Origin of the sequence: Dietzia aerolata (genome assembly GCF_014144865.1) — a bacterium.
GTDB lineage: Bacteria > Actinomycetota > Actinomycetes > Mycobacteriales > Mycobacteriaceae > Dietzia > Dietzia aerolata.
The window spans coordinates 1-15895 of the sequence record NZ_JAALDM010000097.1; the positions used below are offsets into that span (position 1 = coordinate 1).

Sequence of the window (15895 nt, forward strand, 5' to 3'; positions counted from 1 at the left end):
CGCGACGCCGCGCTGGCCGCCGCGGACGAGCCGGCCTACGACGACGCCTACCGCTTCGGCACCGGCGACAACTGGACCGGCCTGACCGCCGAGGGTGGCCAGCGCGCGCAAGAGCAGTCGCTCGCCCGCGACCGCCGCAACCAGGCCCGCCTCGCCGAATCGCAGGCCGGAAAGGAATCCAAGTGAACGTCCCCGATGCAACTGCAGCCGGCGATCGGCCGCTGAACCTCGTCGTCGTCGCCGCAGGAATGTCCGTCCCCTCCTCGACCCGGATGCTCGCCGACCAGCTCACCAAGGCCACCCGTGGCGCGCTGGCGCGGCACGGCCAGGACGTGGCCGTGACGGTCCTGGAGGTGCGGGAGTTGGCGCACGAGATCGTCGACGCGACGTTCACGCGCTTCCCCGGCGAGAAACTCAAGGCGGCGCTGGAGGAGATCGGGCGCGCGGACGGGGTGATCGCGGTGACGCCGACGTACAACCAGTCGTACTCGGGCCTGTTCAAGGCGCTGTTCGACGTGATCGAGCCCGGCACGATCGCGGGCGTCCCGGTGGCGCTCGGCGCGACCGGCGGCACCGCGCGGCACTCGCTGGCGATCGACTACGCGCTGCGGCCGATGTTCGCCTACCTCAAGGCCGACGTCGTGCCCACCACGGTCTTCGCGGCAAGCGAGGATTTCGGCGCCGTCACCACCGCCGCCGACGAGAACTCGCTCGCCTCCCGGGCGGGGCGCGTCGGGACCGAACTGGCGGACTACATGATGCGGTTCGCGGGGGTCACCGCGGGCGCCGTGGCACCGACCCGCGCCGACGGTGGATCCGGTCGAAGGAGCGACGACGACGAGTTCGGCGACTTCGTGCCCATGGGTGATCTGTTGGGTCGCTGACCGGCCCCGGCCCGAAATCGACGGGTCGGCAATCAGGCCGAGTGATCAGGCCGAGCGGTCGGTGGCCTCGTCGACGGCGTCGTCACCGGCCGTGCCCTCGTCCACGCCGGCGCGGTCGGTGCCCTCATCGGCGAGCTGGTCGGCCTCGGGATGCTCGGTGTCGAAGCTCTCCGGCAGGTTTTTGATGTGCTTGTTCATATTGCGGATCAGCAGGATCGTCGCGATCAGCAAGAGCAGCACCACCGGGATCCCGATCGGTGAGGCCTTACCGAACTCCGGGCCGAGGGGGCTGTCGTTGTACCCGGGGGTGCCCGGCGACTGGTTCTGCGCAAGCACCATCACCGACTCGTACGCCAGGATCTGGACGTCCGGCCCCAGGGTGATCATCGCGCGTCCTCACTCGTGCTCGGTCCGACGGGCAGATCAACATTCGGGTCGATGCCCTCGAACAGGTCTGCCTCGTATTGTCCCTCACTGAGCTCCGGAAAGCCCACCCGGCTAGCTGCCAGCTCGAACTCCTCGGTCGGCCACACCCGCTGCTGCATCTCCACCGGCGCCGCGAAGAACCAGCCATTCGGGTCGATCTGGGTGGCGTGCGCCAGCAGCGCCGAGTTGCGCTGCTCGAAATAGTCCGCGCACTCGACTCGAGTGGTGACCCGCTCCATGATGTCCGGACGGCTGCCCACCCGCTCCAGGAAATCCGCGAAATGATGAACGCCGTCGCGCGCGAACAGTTCCTCGTCGAGCAACTGCAGCCGGCGCAGGGGGAAACCGTGCGTGTAGTAGACCTTCGCGATCGCCCACGGCTCGCCGGCATCCGGATACCGGGTGGGATCAGCGGCGGCCTCATAGGCGGCCATCGACGACGAATGCACCTTCAGGTGATCCGGGTGGGGATACCCGCCGTTCTCGTCATAGGTGATGAGGACATGGGGACGAAACTCCCGGATCCTGCGGACCAGGGATTCGGTGACCTCGTCGTCGTCGACAAGCGCGAAACATCCCTCCGGCAGCGGCGGCTTGGGGTCACCCTCCGGTAACCCCGAGTCCTCGAACCCCAACCAATGGTGATCGACACCCAGGATGCCGGCGGCGCGCGCCATCTCCCGGCGCCGCACCGCGGGCAGGTCGGCGGTGACGTCCGGACGGTCCATCGCCGGGTTGAGGATGTCGCCACGCTCCCCACCGGTAGCGGTCTCCACCAGGACACGGTGACCCTCGGCCACATACCTGGCCATGGTCGCCGCCCCCTTGGACGACTCGTCGTCGGGATGGGCGTGGAACGCCATCAGCCGGAGACCGGCCATCGTGGCACCTGCCATTTCTGTACTCGCGCGTGATGTGACCGTCCCATTCTAGGGTCGCGCGCGCCGGAGGTGCCCCCGGGCGGGCCCGCGCCACCTCCCCCGATACGCTGGGCGCATGAGTGAGCCGAGGTCGGACGCCACATCGCCGCGTGTCCCGTCCCTTCCCGAGGGCCGGTATGACGACGCCGACGGGCAGTCCGGCGTCATGGGAAAGGTCGTCGCCGCGTTCCTGGTTGCGCTCGTCCTGGCGATCATCGGGGCCGGCGTCTACACGATGTACCGTCTCAACGCCACGCCCTCCATCTCCACCGAGGTGATCGGCGTCGAGGCCGTCGACGACTCCCAGCTCGACATGACGTTCACCGTCACCCGCGACGAGCCCGGCGACGCCGCTTACTGCATCGTCCGCGCGCAGGACCAGTCGAAGGGTGAACTGGGGCGCCGGGAGATCTACATCCCGCCGTCCGAGAACGGCACCGTCCAGATCACCACCTCGATCGCCACCACGGCGCGCGGATTCATGGGCGATGTCTACGGCTGCGGCAACGACATCCCCGCCTACCTGCAGCGGTAGGTGCCGCGGCGCAACGGCTGATGACCCAGGACAGGGTCCGCGCGAGGGCCCGCGCCACGCCTGATCAGGCGATCGAACTGTGTTAGCATCGCTATATCAGCACGGCTCCCTCGGCGGGGCCGTGTTTTTGTTACCTACACGGTGAAACACAGATAGGAGTGCGCCCCATGGCGAACGACACCCAGGTCCACTGGCTGACCCAGGACTCGTACGACCGCCTCTCGGCCGAGAAGGAGGCGCTCATCGCGAACCGCCCCGTCATCGCCGCCGAGATCAACGAGCGGCGCGAGGAGGGCGATCTCAAGGAGAACGCCGGCTACCACGCCGCGCGCGAGCAGCAGGGCCAGGAAGAGGCCCGCATCCGCACGATCGACGACCTGCTCGCCAACGCGCAGGTCGGCGAGGCTCCCACCGAGTCCGGCGTCGCGCTGATCGGTTCCGTCGTCCGCGCTTACTACAACGGCAACGAGGACACCAAGGAGACCTTCCTCATCGGCACCCGTGGCGAGGGCTCGGGCAAGGACGATCTGGAGATCTACTCCCCCGATTCGCCGCTCGGCAAGGCCATCCTCGGAGCCAAGACCGGCGAGACCCGCGAGTACACCGCGCCCAACGGTAAGTCGGTCTCAGTCACCGTCGTCACCGCGGAGCCTTACCAGAGCTGACACGTGTCCGACCACCTCCGGTGGTAGGTTTTGGACGAATGTCGGGCCGAACTACAAGGACCCGACTCCGCGCCGGTGTAGCAGGAGTTCCACGTGTCAGACGGTTCCCAGGACAGGCCACTCGGCCCCGCGCCGAAGATCGAAGCGGCGGCCGGACGGGTCCTGGATCAGGCGCTGCGTACAGGTCAGTCGCCGTTCGAGGACGACCTGTACACGTGGACTCCCGAGGTCGCGGAAGAGCTCGCCCGCCGGCTCGACGCCGATCCCGACGAGGCGGCGGGCGAGTCCATGCGCTCCCCCGTCATGCAGGCGCTGCATGATCAGCTCGAGGGCGCGCCGCGGCCGGTGGTCCTGCTGGCCGCCGAGCTGCTCTACATCCAGCAGCTGCCGCTGTCCACGGTCACGGCCCGCCTCAAGCGCGGCCGTGTCCGGGACATCCTCTCGTGGACCGAGAACCCGCCCGAGATCCCCACCGACCTCGACGAGGTCCTCACCGAGCGCGGCCCGCTCACGGGCGGGCTCGGATTCAACGTCCAGATGCGCGAGCACCTGCGCTGGCTGTGCTCGTTCATCATCCACTGGGCCGAGCTCGAACCCGCCGCCCGCGATGCCGCCCTGAGCGACCCGTGGGAGTTTCAGCGCGCCGCCCGCTCCACGCCCGGTGACTGGCGCGCGATCCGCTACAGCCTGCAGTACCTCGTGTGGCCCGGCTACTTCCAGCCGATCGTCAAGCACGAGCACAAGACCCGCATCCGCGACGCGTTCGCCGACCTCATCGGTGGGCCGTCGGGGATCGACGAGCTGGACATCGACCAGGACCTGCACCGGATCTCCGAAGTCCTCTCGGCCCAGCTCGGTCAGCCCGTCGACTGGTACCGCGGGTCTGTTGCCAACCAGTGGCAGCGTCACCGCGACGACCACTCGCGTCGTGCCTGGCTCGTCCGGCCGGGCCGCGGCGGCGTGGGGCAGGCCGGCCAGTGGGTGGCACAGAACCGCATCGCGCTGCCCGCCTCCCACCTGCCGCGTATCCCCGCCCACGCCAGCCGCCTCGAGGTGTCCCAGGCGGTCGAGCAGGGCTACCCGCACCTGGACTACCAGGCCCGCTTCCAGCTCACCGCTGAAATGCACACGTTCCTGTCGCGGATGAGCCCGCAGGACGTGGTGGCCACCGTCGCCGATGCGCGACTGCACCTGGGCACGCTGACCGACGACCTCGGCTACGTAGAGGACGGCGGCCAGCAGCTCGAGCGCTCCGTGCTGTGGAGCGAGGTCACCCTCGACCTGGAATCGTTGCCCAGCCCCCTGTCCGAGCTGATCGGCGAGCCCGGCACGGTCGTGGACCTCACCGACGGCCTCGACGCCCTGCTCACCGCCATGCATCCCGGTAGTCACTCGGCGGAGTCGCAGGTCGCCGAGGCGCCTGCCGCCGGTGCGGTGCCGACGCTGCCGAAGGTGACCAAGGAGCTGGCCGAGAGCCTGCACATGCCCCGCAAGGAGCTGCAGGAGATCGTTGACACCCTGCAGTCGCGGCAGCAGATCGTCTTCTACGGTCCGCCCGGCACCGGCAAGACCTACCTCGCCCAGGAGCTGGCCCGGTTCCTCGCCGGCGTGGATGATCCGAGCCGCGTCCAGCTGGTGCAGTTCCATCCCAGCTACGCCTACGAGGACTTCTTCGAGGGCTACCGCCCCACGCTCACCGAGTCCGGCCAGCCGGGCTTCGCGCTGCAGGCCGGTCCGCTCCGGCGACAGGCCGCCCGGGCCACCTCCGAGTCCGGTCGCGACCATCCGAGCTTCCTCATCATCGACGAGATGAACCGTGCGGACCTGGCGCGCGTCTTCGGTGAGATGTACTTCCTGCTCGAGTACCGCGACCGCACGGTGCTGCCGCAGTACAGCCCCGATACGTCGTTCCGTCTGCCGCGCAACCTGTTCATCATCGGCACCATGAACACCGCCGACCGCTCGATCGCGATGGTGGACGCCGCCATCCGTCGCCGGTTCGCGTTCATGGAACTGCACCCGGACACCCCGCCGGTCGCGGGGGTGCTGCGTCGCCACCTCGAGGCGCGCGGCGCCGACACCGAGTCCGCCGACCTGCTCGAGGCGCTCAACTCGGAGATGGACGACTCGGACCGCGACCTGCGCATCGGCCCCTCGTACTTCATGAAGGACGAGGCCACCGAGCCCGGCGGACTGGAAGCCATCTGGCGCTTCGACCTCATGCCGCTGCTCGAGGAGCACTACTACGGCCGACTGACCCGCGCCGAGGTCCACGAACGCTTCGGTCTGGCCGCGTTGCGCCGGAAGATCGGACGGGCATGACCGCACGCTCGACGGGTTCGACGGCCGCAGCGTCGCCGGCCCTCGAGTTCGACGAGTTCGACCGTCGCGGCAAGCTCGTCACCCTCGGCTGGGAGGGCGCCCAGCACCTGTCCCAAACCGGACTCGTCGAGGTACTGCCCGCAGGCCGCGACACCTGGCGGCTGATCCCCAGCGGAGCAGTCGGTTCCGTGCGCGTCGAAGGTCTGTCGGTGCGGGTCCTGCCCGCGGCGAGCCTGGGGCTGACGCAGCTGTTCTTCCTGCTCGACCACGCCGCCGACGACGCGTTCCTCCCCTCGGCGGTCCAGGCGCGTGACGACGACGAGCTGTGGGTCTCGGTTGCCGAATCGCTGGCCCAGCTCGCGCACGCGGCTCTCGCGCCCGGCCTGCTGCGCGGCTACCGGCGAGTCGACGAGGCCCTGACCACAGTGCGCGGGCGGATCCGCCTCGGTGATCAGATCCGCAGGCGTCCCGGCATGACCATCCCGCTCGAGGTCTCCTATTCCGAGTTCACCCCGGACATCGCCGAGAACCGCATCCTGCGCACCGCCGCGCACCGGCTGCAGTTCCTGCCCGACCTGCCCGACGGCACGCGCCGCCGTCTGGCGATGGTCGACGCCCGCCTGGCGGATGCGACCCTGATCCCGCAGGGCGCCCCGATCCCCACCTGGACGCCGTCCCGGCTCAACGCCCGCTTCCAGGACGTGCTGGCGCTCGCGGACCGCATCGTGCGCCGCATCTCGGTGGAGGTCGAGGACGGTCATGCCTCCTCGGCGGCGTTCGTCACGGAGATGCCCGCCCTGTTCGAGCGCTTCATCGAATCCGAGTTGACCGCGGCCCTGCACGGGCACGGCGGCCGGCTACTGCAGAACCCCGTCGTCGACCTCTCCTCCGGCACCGAGACGGACATCGGCCACTCCGATGCCACGGACGGCACGGACACGGGCACAGCCTCCCCCGGCAGGCACGTCTCCACTTCCGGCCGCCACCGCGCCCCCGCCGCCGAGGGCGAGAACATCTCGGTGCGCACGGGGCTGGTCTACGAGGTCGACGGCGACCCGGTCACCACCTTCGTCGCCACCTACCCCACCGACCGTCGGGCGCGCGCCGCGGAGCACTACCGGCTGCTGGCGGCCTGCACGGCGCTCGGCGTGGACCGCGCGTATCTGGTCTATCCGGCGCAGCGCCGCGACGACGCCCCGCAGCCCCGCCGGATCGTTCACACCGACATCTCGATCGTCGAATATCCCGTTGACCTGTCCGAAGGACCCGCGGCCAGCCGTCGGGCTATCGTCGAACTTGCGCAGCAGGCCCGGACCCTGGCGGCGACCCCCGCCGCCCGGCATCGCACCGAGGGGAGACGACACGCCAGATGAGCGAGACCGACGATCCGGCCCGACGACTCGTCGTGAGTCTGGCGCTGGTGGCCGTGGGAACGGTCGGCGCCTATCGCGGCGCGTACGAGGTCCTGGCGCAGCAGGCCAGGATCGCGCGGAAGGTGATCCCCAAACCCACCGACCGCGCCTTCGACGGTGACGGCCTCTACCGTCCCGGCGCCGAGTTCCCCGAGCCGTGGCGACCGGGGATGGACTGCGACATCCACATGATGGTGTTCGGCGACTCCCTCGCCGCGGGCCTGGGCGCCGATTCGGCCGCAGACATGCCCGGCGTACTGCTGGCGCGCGGCCTGGCCGAGGAGTCGGGCCAGAATGTGCGACTGTCCATCAAGGCGATCGTCGGCGCCACGTCCAAGGGCCTGCCCGGCCAGGTGGAGGCCATGCAGATCGCCCAGGGCCGGCCGGACATCTCGGTGATCCTCATCGGCGGCAACGACATCACGGCCCGCAACGCGATCGGCCCGTCGGCCCGTCGGGTCGGCGACGCCGTGGCCGCGCTGCGCGAGGGCGGATCCGAGGTCGTCGTGGGAACGTGCCCCGACCTCGGCATCATCAAGCCGGTCCCCCAGCCGTTGCGGTCGGTGCTGGCCACGTTGAGTCGCCGCCTCGCCGCCGCGCAGACGGTGCAGGTCCGCAAGGCCGGCGGCGTTCCGGTGTCGCTGGTGGAGACGCTCGCGCCCGAGTTCTACAAACGTGGAGAGAGCCTGTTCTCCCCCGACCGCTTCCACCCCAACTCTGCGGGGTACGAGCTCGCCGCGGGCCTGTTGTTGCCGTCCGTGTGTGTGGCGCTCGGCGTCTGGGACGAGCTGCCGGATGACGCGGAGAAGGCGCCCGAAGACGCCATCGACGCCGGTGACGCCGCCGACGCCGCCGAAGCCCTGGCCGAGGCCGCGCTCGAGGGCGCACCCGAGGGTGAGGACACCGCCGGCGCATCGGCACCCGGTGCGGATGTCGACGCGGGAGAAGATTCGGACGACGACGACGAGGCTTCACCCACCACCACCGCTCCCGGTGACGGGGTGGACGCGGATCCCGCGGACTCCGGTCAGGTCGGCGATCCTGCGGACGTCACATCCGATGCCGCCTCTAATTCCGATGCCGATGCCGATGCAGCCTCCGACTCCGAGCAGCAGCCGCGGTACTCGGTGGTGGCCCGGCTCAGCAAGCGTCTCACCGATTTCGTCCGCACCCACGAGGATGCGGATGGCGAGGATGGGAACACGTTCCTGCATAATGAGGACGTGGATAGTGATCCGGAGAACACGGGGGACGCGCGCGAAGCGGCGGCCACCCTCCGACGCCGCAGCCGCATCCTCAGGCTGGCCCGTCCCGTGCGGGACGACCCCGCCCCCGCCAACTGACCCGCCCGCAGGGGTGCTCATTCGACTGGATGGGTGCCCACCCTCCAAACAAAGGAGTCTTCCATGCCGGAAGCCGTCATCGTCTCGTACGCCCGTTCCCCCATCGGGCGCGCCAACAAGGGTTCCCTCGCGGGTATCCGTTCGGATGACCTCACCGCCCAGATGGTCAAGGCCGCGCTGGCCAAGGTGCCCGAGCTCGACCCCACGCAGATCGACGACCTGATGCTGGGCAACGGACTGCCCGGTGGCCAGCAGGGCTTCAACATGGCCCGCGTGGTCTCCGTGCTCGCCGGAATGGACACCGTTCCCGGCACGACCGTCAACCGCTACTGCTCCTCCTCGCTGCAGACCACCCGCATGGCGCTGCACGCCATCAAGGCCGGCGAGGGCGACGTGTTCATCTCCGCCGGCGTGGAGACCGTCTCCAACTTCCAGTACGGCACCTCGGACCACATTCCGGACACCAAGAACCCGGTCTTCGCCGACGCGATGGCCCGCACGGAGGCACGCTCCCAGGAGGGCTCGGCCATCTGGACCGACCCGCGCGCCGAGGGCCTGGTGCCGGATGTCTACATCCCGATGGGACAGACGGCCGAGAACGTGGCGCAGATGACCGGCATCACCCGTGAGGACCAGGATCACTGGGGCGTGCGCTCGCAGAACCGCGCCGTCGAGGCTGTCGAGCGTGGCCACTTCGCCAACGAGATCACCCCGGTCACGATGCCCGACGGCACCGTGGTCTCCACCGACGACGGACCGCGCCCCGGCACCACCTACGAGAAGGTCTCGCAGCTCAAGCCGGTCTTCCGTCCCGACGGCACCGTCAACGCCGGCAACTGCTGCCCGCTCAACGACGGCGCCGCCGCGCTGGTCATCATGTCCGACACCAAGGCCAAGGAGCTGGGCCTGACCCCGCTCGCGCGCGTCGTCTCCACCGGCGTGTCCGGCCTCTCGCCGGAGATCATGGGCCTCGGCCCGATCGAGGCCGTCAAGAACGCGCTGCGGATCGCCGGCAAGCAGATCTCGGACATCGACCTGTTCGAGATCAACGAGGCCTTCGCCGTGCAGGTGCTCGGCTCGGCCCGAGAGCTGGGCATCGAGGAGGACAAGCTGAACGTCAACGGTGGCGCGATCGCGCTGGGCCACCCGTTCGGCATGACCGGCGCCCGCATCACCGCCTCGCTGATCAACAACCTGCAGGCCGAGGACAAGCAGTTCGGCGTCGAGACCATGTGTGTCGGCGGCGGCCAGGGCATGGCGATGGTGCTCGAGCGCCTCAGCTGATCCCCGCAGCGCCACGCCACGCCTGCCCCACGCGGGCGGGCACACCGGGCGCAACCGGGCCCTAGTCGCCGGGCGCTAGTCGCCGGGCGCTAGTCGCCGGGCGTCCACCTCCAGCATCGACAAGAGCGTTCCGCACACCCCCTTCTCGGGAAACGTGTGCGGGACGCTCTTCTCGTTGCGCCAATCTCAACAGCAACCGCAACTGCAACTGCAACCGCGATCCAGGCCCAGAAACGTGTGCACCCTCGCCGTCGACAATCCGCCGCTTATGCGGCACATCGTCGACGGCGAGGGTGCACACGTTATCCAGCGGCTTGTCCCGGCGATCCCGGCGATCCCGGCAATCCCGGCGATCTCGGCGGTCCCGGCGATGTGTCCCCGGTAATCAGTTCTGATCGGATCGGACTCAGTCGGCGCCTGTGCCCTCGGCACACGACTCGGCCCCGGCCTCCCTTCGCAGGGTGGCCGGGGCCGAGTCGTTCGCGGCGACGACGCGGTGCGCGTTCGTCGGGGCGCGATAGATCAGTCGCGGAAGTAGCTCATCAGGCGCAGGATCTCGACGTACAGCCAGACCAGGGTCACGGCCAGGCCGAGGGCGACGCCCCAGGCCATCTTCGAGGGGGCGCCGGCGCGCACGAGGCGGTCGGCGTTGTCGAAGTCCATCAGGAAGCTGAACGCGGCGAGGCCGATGCAGACCAGCGAGAAGATGATCGCGATCGGGCCGCCGTCACGCAGCGGGTTGAAGTCGAAGAAGATGGCGCCGACGAGGTTGCCGAGCATCATGACGACGACGCCGATGATCGCGGCGGTCATGAAGCGCGTGAACTTGGGCGTCACCCGCACGGCACCGGTCTTGTAGACGAACAGCATGCCGGCGAAAACGCCGAACGTGCCGAGGATCGCCTGGCCGATGACGACACCGGCGCTGGCACCCTGGATGTCCATGGTGAACACGTGCGAGACGGCGCCGATGAACAGGCCCTCGAACGCGGCGTAGATCAGGGTGACGACGGCCGAGTCCATCTTGCGGCCGAAGGTGGCGACGAGAACGGTGATGAACCCGCCGATGCCGCCGACGAGCAGCAGCGGCATGGCCAAGCCCGCCGAGAGCGACAGCCAGTAGGCGATGATGCCGATGACGGCGATCACACCGAGCGTGATGCCGGTCTTGGACACCACATCATCGATCGTCATGGGTCGGTCGTCGGAGGCGAACTGCGGCTGCTGGGCCGCATATCCGGGCTGTGCGTAGCCGGACTGTGCGTAACCCTGCTGGGCACCGAAGCCCTGCTGGCCGTACTGCCCCTGGTGGAAGGCCGCACGGCTTGCGCCACCCAGCTGGGTCGCGCCACGCGCGGACTCGGAGGACAGGGAGCTGAAGACCGGATTGCTACTGCTGCGCATCGGGGTCCCTTCAAGAATTGGTGGGGAAGGTCGTTTACCGAGAGTCCCCGCCGGGCGACCGACGAATCACTCGTAATTGTGTAACGCGCAAAAACACCTGAGTGTTCCCGGCGCCCGCCCAATTCTGCCCGAACACCGGTTCACACGGTTCTCCAACACTCCCTGTCCGTCAACGCCACGCTGCCGGAAGTAAAGTCGTCCCCTCCGCGGCACCAGGACGGCGCGGCGCCGAGGCCGGTGGGACCGCTGAGCGCTTCTGCCCGAATCGATTGCCATCCGGGCCGGCACGAGCCCTGATCCGGGAGCGACAGGAGGTGCGCACCACTGTGGGGCGGTGCGCACCTCGTCGTCGTCGTGGTCTTGGTCTTGGTCTTTGCCCGGGCCAGGCAGGTGGCGGGGTGAGGCGGCGCGGGCGGTCAGCGCAGGGCGATCTTGTGGTTCCAGGAGCGGACCGAGCGCCACAGGCAGACGGCGGCGATCACCAGGACCACCACGACGCCGAGGGGCATGACGTCGCTGCTGGAGGTGCCGACCGTCATCTCGTCGAGGAGATGGAACGGGATGACGCCGAGTTGATTGCCGTCCATGCCGATACCGAACGGGATGACCAGCAGGCCGAGGAACGTCACGACCTGGACGGCGAGGTAGACGCCGACGAACACCACGATCGGGCCTCCCGCCCCGAGCCCTGCGAACCGCTTTTCATGGCCGATCGAGACGGAGAAGTAGTAGAAGATCGGCCACACGACGATGTAGGCGAGGAACAGCAGGGCGAGCGCGAGAAGCATCCACGCCGGCATCGCGTCGGTGGCCTGCTGCCAGAGTTCGCGCGGGCCGGGAGGTGCGGCGTCCAACGACCACACCGCCACCTGACGGATGACCAGACCCAGGACCACGGCCCAGACCAGGGCGGCGAGGCTGGCGATGACGTTCCACCCGAGCTTGGCCCGGAATACCGTGCCGCCCTTCACGGGCAGAGACTGCGTGAAATACCCGGTGCGGCCGAAGCCGGAACGCCAGAAGTCGGCGGTGAGCAGGAATTGCGCGGCCGGGACGAGGAGGATCGCTGCGCCGACGGCCACGATCAGGCCGAAGGTCGCGAGGATCGAGCCGAGTGGCAGCAGAAGGCAGCCGAGGAGCACCACCAGGGCGATGATGCCGAAGAGTGCCCCGAGCGGCGCGCGGGTGCGGAGCCATTCGTGCTTGAGGAGTGTGCTGGTCATCGGAACGTCTCCTTGAAGATCTGGTCGAGGCTGGCGCCGTGCTGGGCGCGCAGGTCGTCGGCGTCGCCCTGAGCGATCACGCGGCCGTGGCGCATCATCACGACGCCGTCGAGGAGTGGCTCGAGGTCGTGGACGAGGTGCGTGGCGATGACCAGCAGGCTGTCCGGTTCGAGGTTGCGCAGCAGACCGTCGAGGATCACCTGGCGGGCGGCCGGGTCGACGCCCGAGATCGGCTCGTCGAGGAGGAACACACTCGCGTCGCGGGACATCGCGAGCGCGATCTGGACCTTCTCACGCATGCCCTTGGACATCTGCTTGAGTCGCAGCGTCTCGGGCAGCCCGAAGAAGCCGATGAGGTCGCGGGCCTTCTCCCGCTGGAAGTCGGCGAAGAAGTCGTCGTAGAGATCCAGACAGTAGGTGACGCGCGCCGAGTCCGGCAGGAAACTGGTGTCCGGCAGGAACGACACCCGCGCCTTGGACTCGGGGCCGGGCTGGTGGCCGGCGATGCTCACCTGGCCCTCGAAGCCAGCCAGGACGCCGGCGAGGATCTTGAGCAGCGTGGTCTTGCCGCAGCCGTTCTCCCCGAGCAGGCCGACGATCTGGCCGGGCTGCAACGTCAGGTCGAGGCCGTCGAGGGCGTGGACCGGGCCGTAGCTCAGGGACAGGCCGGCTACGTCTATGAGCGGGACGGCGCCGCGGCCGAACTGGGCCTCGTCTGCCGAGGCGGTGTGATCGTTCATCTCAGTCTCCTCCGCCGTCCGGAAGGTCAGTGGTGTGGTGCTCATGGGATTCCCATCTCGTGTCGATCAGCGCCCGGGCCTGCTCGTGCGCCATGCGCAGGCCCCGGACGCGGGCGATGAACTCATCGGCGGCGCCGGTGGCGAGGTCGGCGCGGACGGAGTCGATGAGCGCGGTGTCGTCGGTGACGAACCGGCCCGTCGCCCGCTCCGATCTGCAGAGCCCGCGGCGTTCGAGCTCCGCCAGTGCGCGTTGCGCGGTGTTGGGATTGACGCCGAGATCGGCCGCCAACTCCCGGACGCCGGGCATCTTCTCCCCCGGCGCCCAGTCCCCGGTGACGATGCGTCGGGAGAACTCCGCGACGAGCTGAGTCCAGATCGGGGAAGAGTTGTCGAACTGCATGGCACCCCCGTTCCGTGTTGCTGTATTAGGTACTTAATACAGTGACACCGAAGGGGCGCGAAGTCAAGAGTTGGCCCCGATCGCAGCTAGTGCACAATCAGCCGCATGACGGTTTCCGCGGCGACGCTGCGCAGCAGCGAGATCGACACCCGCCCCCTGCCCGCATACTCCGCGGGCGAGACCGAGATGCCACACGCGATCACCGGCATGGACGAACACGTACTCCGCGACACCGAGTGGCCAGCGCATTCCCACCCCACCCACGAGTTGCTGTGGAATCGTCGCGGTGCCTCCAGCGCAACCATCGGCACGCGGACCTGGACCATCACCCCGACGGTCGGACTGTGGATCCCCGCAGGGGTGCTGCATTCCGGCCGCGCCCCGTCCGGCACCTGGTACCGCACTGCCCACGTGGATGTCCGAGCAACGTCGCCACTGCCTCACGAACCCGTGGCGGTCGAGTTCACGCCCCTGATCTCACTCCTGGTGGACCGCCTGGTGGGCGATCCCCTGACCGACGAGTCGCGCCACCTCACCGAGCGGATGGTCTTCGACCTGCTCGAGCCGTCACCGCACGCCCTTCTGGTGCAGCGGCCGGCGTGCGACCTACTACAGCCGGTAGTGGCCGCGCTTGACGCACACCCTGGCGACCGCCGCACCCTCGCCGACTGGGCCGCGATCCTCGGCGTCAGCGACCGCACCGTCACCCGCGCCTTCCGCACCGAGACCGGACTGAGCTTCGGAGCCTGGCAGGCCGCCGCCCGAGCGCAGCACGCGGCTCTACTGCTGGGCGGCGGGATGCCGGTCGACGAGGTGGCGCTGCGGGTGGGCTACCGATCCGCGAGCGCGTTCGGCGCCTCGTTCCGGCGGTCCACCGGACTCACGCCGGCCCGACTGCGCGCCGTCGGGTGAGAGCCAAGGCAGCGGGTCGCGAAGCGATGCCGAACCGCCCCACGTGGTGGCCGAGTGGCGACGAGTGACACTTGGCCGTGCCGAGGTGTGTCCGAAACGCGATAGTTGACGTCCCGAACGCGCGATTGCGCCGCGCCGGAGCCCCGTCGTAGTGTTTTAGGTCAGCCTCACCTAAGTCTTTTGTGGACGAGTGTCCGCAGCGGCTGGGGCCCCCTGATCCTTCGACAGTGAGAGACCAATCCATGCGATCCCGTGGTCTGATCCCCGTTCTCGTCGCGGCCACCACCGCGCTGATGATGTCCGCGTGCGGCTCGTCAACCGACTCCGACGACCAGGCCGCGAACGCGGTCACCGGCTCGTCGGAGGCGTTCCCCGTCACCATCGAGCACGCGCTCGGCACCACCACCATCGAGGAGGCTCCCGATCGGGTGGCCACCGTGGCCTGGGCCAATCACGAGGTTCCGTTGGCGCTCGGTGTGGTGCCTGTGGGCATGGCCGCCGCGAATTTTGGCGACGACGACGGCGACGGCGTGCTGCCGTGGGTCGAGGACAAACTGGATGAGCTCGGAGCCGAGACGCCCGTTCTCTACGACGAGACCGATGGCATCGACTTCGAGGCCGTGGCGGACTCAGACCCGGACGTGATCCTCGCCGCGTACTCCGGGCTCACGCAGGAGGACTACGACACGCTCAGCGAGATCGCGCCTGTCGTGGCCTATCCAGAGGAGGCGTGGGCCACCTCGTGGCGCGACATCATCACGTTCAACTCGCAGGGCCTGGGCATGTCCGAAGAGGGTGAGCAGCTCATCGCCGACATCGAGGGCCGGATCGATGAGACCGTGGCAGCGCACCCCGGCCTGGACGGCAAGAACACGATGTTCATGACCCATGTCGACCCCACCGACCTGTCGACGGTGAACTTCTACACGGCCAACGACACCCGGGCCGCGTTCTTCGAGGACCTGGGACTGGGCACCCCCGCAGCTGTAGAGGAAGCCTCGGCCAGCGGTGAGTTCTCGGGCAGCATCAGCGCCGAGCAACTCGACCAGTTCGCCGATGTGGACCTGATCGTCACCTACGGCGACCAGGAGCTGGTCGACACCCTCAAGGCCGACCCGCTGCTCTCGCAGATGCCCGCCGTGGCCAATGACGCGATCGTGTTCCTCGACGGCAACGGTCCCATGGGCACCGCCGCCAACCCGACGCCACTGGCCATCGACTGGGTACTCGATGACTACGTGGCACAGCTGGCGGGGGCCTCTAGCCGGTGACGGACACCGCGACCACACCCGGCCGGGACAGCCATCCCGGTCGGGTGCCTGCGTCCACGCCGGACTTCACGCCGGGCGTGGACGCCGTCCGTCGGCCCGCGAAGGTGCGGCTGGCCTGGCTCCTGGTGACGCTGCTCGTTCTGGCCGCGATCGT

General features: G+C 68.9%; 15 protein-coding genes and 1 pseudogene. 10 read left to right on the forward strand and 6 right to left on the reverse strand.

Annotated elements, in window-relative coordinates; translation table 11 throughout:
- Both G6016_RS06680 and G6016_RS06685 read left to right on the forward strand, forming a co-directional pair.
- Window positions 1-186 (forward strand): annotated as a pseudogene (locus G6016_RS06680) (5,10-methylene tetrahydromethanopterin reductase); the annotation flags it as partial.
- Window positions 183-884, forward strand: a complete 702-nt coding sequence (locus G6016_RS06685; RefSeq protein ID WP_338403543.1) for a CE1759 family FMN reductase — start codon at window positions 183-185, stop codon at window positions 882-884. The pseudogene G6016_RS06680 and the gene G6016_RS06685, both read left to right, overlap by 4 nt.
- 45 nt (window positions 885-929) lie before the next feature.
- On the opposite strand, the gene G6016_RS06690 is transcribed toward G6016_RS06685, so the two are convergent.
- On the reverse strand, window positions 930-1271 hold the full coding sequence (locus tag G6016_RS06690; protein WP_182631897.1) for a hypothetical protein: 342 nt from the start codon (window positions 1269-1271) through the stop codon (window positions 930-932).
- Window positions 1268-2191 (reverse strand): mycothiol conjugate amidase Mca, encoded by a 924-nt coding sequence (gene mca / locus G6016_RS06695; protein ID WP_182631898.1) that lies wholly within the window; start codon window positions 2189-2191, stop codon window positions 1268-1270. The genes G6016_RS06690 and mca overlap by 4 nt, the downstream gene beginning before the upstream one ends.
- Window positions 2192-2306: 115 nt before the next feature.
- Here mca and G6016_RS06700 point away from each other — a divergent pair, with 115 nt between their 5' ends.
- From G6016_RS06700 to G6016_RS06725, 6 genes are all read left to right on the forward strand, one after another.
- The gene (locus G6016_RS06700) at window positions 2307-2765 is read left to right on the forward strand and encodes a DUF4307 domain-containing protein (RefSeq protein ID WP_182631899.1); all 459 of its coding nucleotides are present in this window, start codon (window positions 2307-2309) and stop codon (window positions 2763-2765) included.
- A gap of 167 nt (window positions 2766-2932) precedes the next feature.
- Window positions 2933-3430: a transcription elongation factor GreA gene (gene greA / locus G6016_RS06705; RefSeq protein ID WP_182631900.1), complete on the forward strand. Its 498-nt coding sequence runs from the start codon at window positions 2933-2935 to the stop codon at window positions 3428-3430.
- 93 nt (window positions 3431-3523) lie between these two features.
- Window positions 3524-5752, forward strand: coding sequence for an AAA family ATPase (locus G6016_RS06710; RefSeq protein ID WP_182631901.1), 2229 nt, complete (start codon window positions 3524-3526; stop codon window positions 5750-5752).
- On the forward strand, window positions 5749-7125 hold the full coding sequence (locus tag G6016_RS06715) for an McrC family protein (RefSeq protein ID WP_182631902.1): 1377 nt from the start codon (window positions 5749-5751) through the stop codon (window positions 7123-7125). The genes G6016_RS06710 and G6016_RS06715 overlap by 4 nt, the downstream gene beginning before the upstream one ends.
- Window positions 7122-8507 (forward strand): SGNH/GDSL hydrolase family protein, encoded by a 1386-nt coding sequence (locus G6016_RS06720; RefSeq protein WP_182631903.1) that lies wholly within the window; start codon window positions 7122-7124, stop codon window positions 8505-8507. The genes G6016_RS06715 and G6016_RS06720 overlap by 4 nt, the downstream gene beginning before the upstream one ends.
- Before the next feature lie 63 nt (window positions 8508-8570).
- Window positions 8571-9791 (forward strand): acetyl-CoA C-acetyltransferase, encoded by a 1221-nt coding sequence (locus tag G6016_RS06725; RefSeq protein WP_182631904.1) that lies wholly within the window; start codon window positions 8571-8573, stop codon window positions 9789-9791.
- 522 nt (window positions 9792-10313) lie between these two features.
- Here the strand turns inward: G6016_RS06725 and G6016_RS06730 are convergent.
- The 4 genes from G6016_RS06730 to G6016_RS06745 all read right to left on the reverse strand — a co-directional run bounded on the left by G6016_RS06730 (window position 10314) and on the right by G6016_RS06745 (window position 13558).
- Window positions 10314-11195 (reverse strand): Bax inhibitor-1/YccA family protein, encoded by an 882-nt coding sequence (locus tag G6016_RS06730; RefSeq protein ID WP_182631905.1) that lies wholly within the window; start codon window positions 11193-11195, stop codon window positions 10314-10316.
- A gap of 416 nt (window positions 11196-11611) precedes the next feature.
- Complete coding sequence (locus G6016_RS06735; RefSeq protein WP_182631906.1) at window positions 11612-12418, reverse strand: hypothetical protein; 807 nt, start codon at window positions 12416-12418, stop codon at window positions 11612-11614.
- Window positions 12415-13158: an ABC transporter ATP-binding protein gene (locus tag G6016_RS06740; RefSeq protein ID WP_182631907.1), complete on the reverse strand. Its 744-nt coding sequence runs from the start codon at window positions 13156-13158 to the stop codon at window positions 12415-12417. Before G6016_RS06740 ends, G6016_RS06735 begins: the two co-directional genes overlap by 4 nt.
- Window position 13159: 1 nt before the next feature.
- A complete protein-coding gene (locus G6016_RS06745; RefSeq protein WP_182631908.1) occupies window positions 13160-13558 on the reverse strand; it encodes a GntR family transcriptional regulator in 399 nt (132 codons plus the stop codon).
- A gap of 105 nt (window positions 13559-13663) precedes the next feature.
- Between G6016_RS06745 and G6016_RS06750 the strand changes: the two genes are divergently transcribed.
- A complete protein-coding gene (locus G6016_RS06750; protein ID WP_182631909.1) occupies window positions 13664-14470 on the forward strand; it encodes a helix-turn-helix domain-containing protein in 807 nt (268 codons plus the stop codon).
- Between the two features lie 242 nt (window positions 14471-14712).
- The gene (locus tag G6016_RS06755; RefSeq protein ID WP_182631910.1) at window positions 14713-15741 is read left to right on the forward strand and encodes an iron-siderophore ABC transporter substrate-binding protein; all 1029 of its coding nucleotides are present in this window, start codon (window positions 14713-14715) and stop codon (window positions 15739-15741) included.
- Window positions 15742-15895: the final 154 nt, after the last annotated feature.

What these genes read in the sequence shown, in the direction of transcription:
- G6016_RS06690 (WP_182631897.1), bottom strand. Translation starts at nt 1,271, where the DNA reads ATGATCACCCTGGGGCCGGACGTCCAGATCCTGGCGTACGAGTCGGTG.
- mca (WP_182631898.1), bottom strand. Translation starts at nt 2,191, where the DNA reads ATGGCCGGTCTCCGGCTGATGGCGTTCCACGCCCATCCCGACGACGAG.
- G6016_RS06700 (WP_182631899.1), top strand. Translation starts at nt 2,307, where the DNA reads ATGAGTGAGCCGAGGTCGGACGCCACATCGCCGCGTGTCCCGTCCCTT.
- greA (WP_182631900.1), top strand. Translation starts at nt 2,933, where the DNA reads ATGGCGAACGACACCCAGGTCCACTGGCTGACCCAGGACTCGTACGAC.
- G6016_RS06715 (WP_182631902.1), top strand. Translation starts at nt 5,749, where the DNA reads ATGACCGCACGCTCGACGGGTTCGACGGCCGCAGCGTCGCCGGCCCTC.
- G6016_RS06720 (WP_182631903.1), top strand. Translation starts at nt 7,122, where the DNA reads ATGAGCGAGACCGACGATCCGGCCCGACGACTCGTCGTGAGTCTGGCG.
- G6016_RS06725 (WP_182631904.1), top strand. Translation starts at nt 8,571, where the DNA reads ATGCCGGAAGCCGTCATCGTCTCGTACGCCCGTTCCCCCATCGGGCGC.
- G6016_RS06730 (WP_182631905.1), bottom strand. Translation starts at nt 11,195, where the DNA reads ATGCGCAGCAGTAGCAATCCGGTCTTCAGCTCCCTGTCCTCCGAGTCC.
- G6016_RS06735 (WP_182631906.1), bottom strand. Translation starts at nt 12,418, where the DNA reads ATGACCAGCACACTCCTCAAGCACGAATGGCTCCGCACCCGCGCGCCG.
- G6016_RS06740 (WP_182631907.1), bottom strand. Translation starts at nt 13,158, where the DNA reads ATGAACGATCACACCGCCTCGGCAGACGAGGCCCAGTTCGGCCGCGGC.
- G6016_RS06745 (WP_182631908.1), bottom strand. Translation starts at nt 13,558, where the DNA reads ATGCAGTTCGACAACTCTTCCCCGATCTGGACTCAGCTCGTCGCGGAG.
- G6016_RS06750 (WP_182631909.1), top strand. Translation starts at nt 13,664, where the DNA reads ATGACGGTTTCCGCGGCGACGCTGCGCAGCAGCGAGATCGACACCCGC.
- G6016_RS06755 (WP_182631910.1), top strand. Translation starts at nt 14,713, where the DNA reads ATGCGATCCCGTGGTCTGATCCCCGTTCTCGTCGCGGCCACCACCGCG.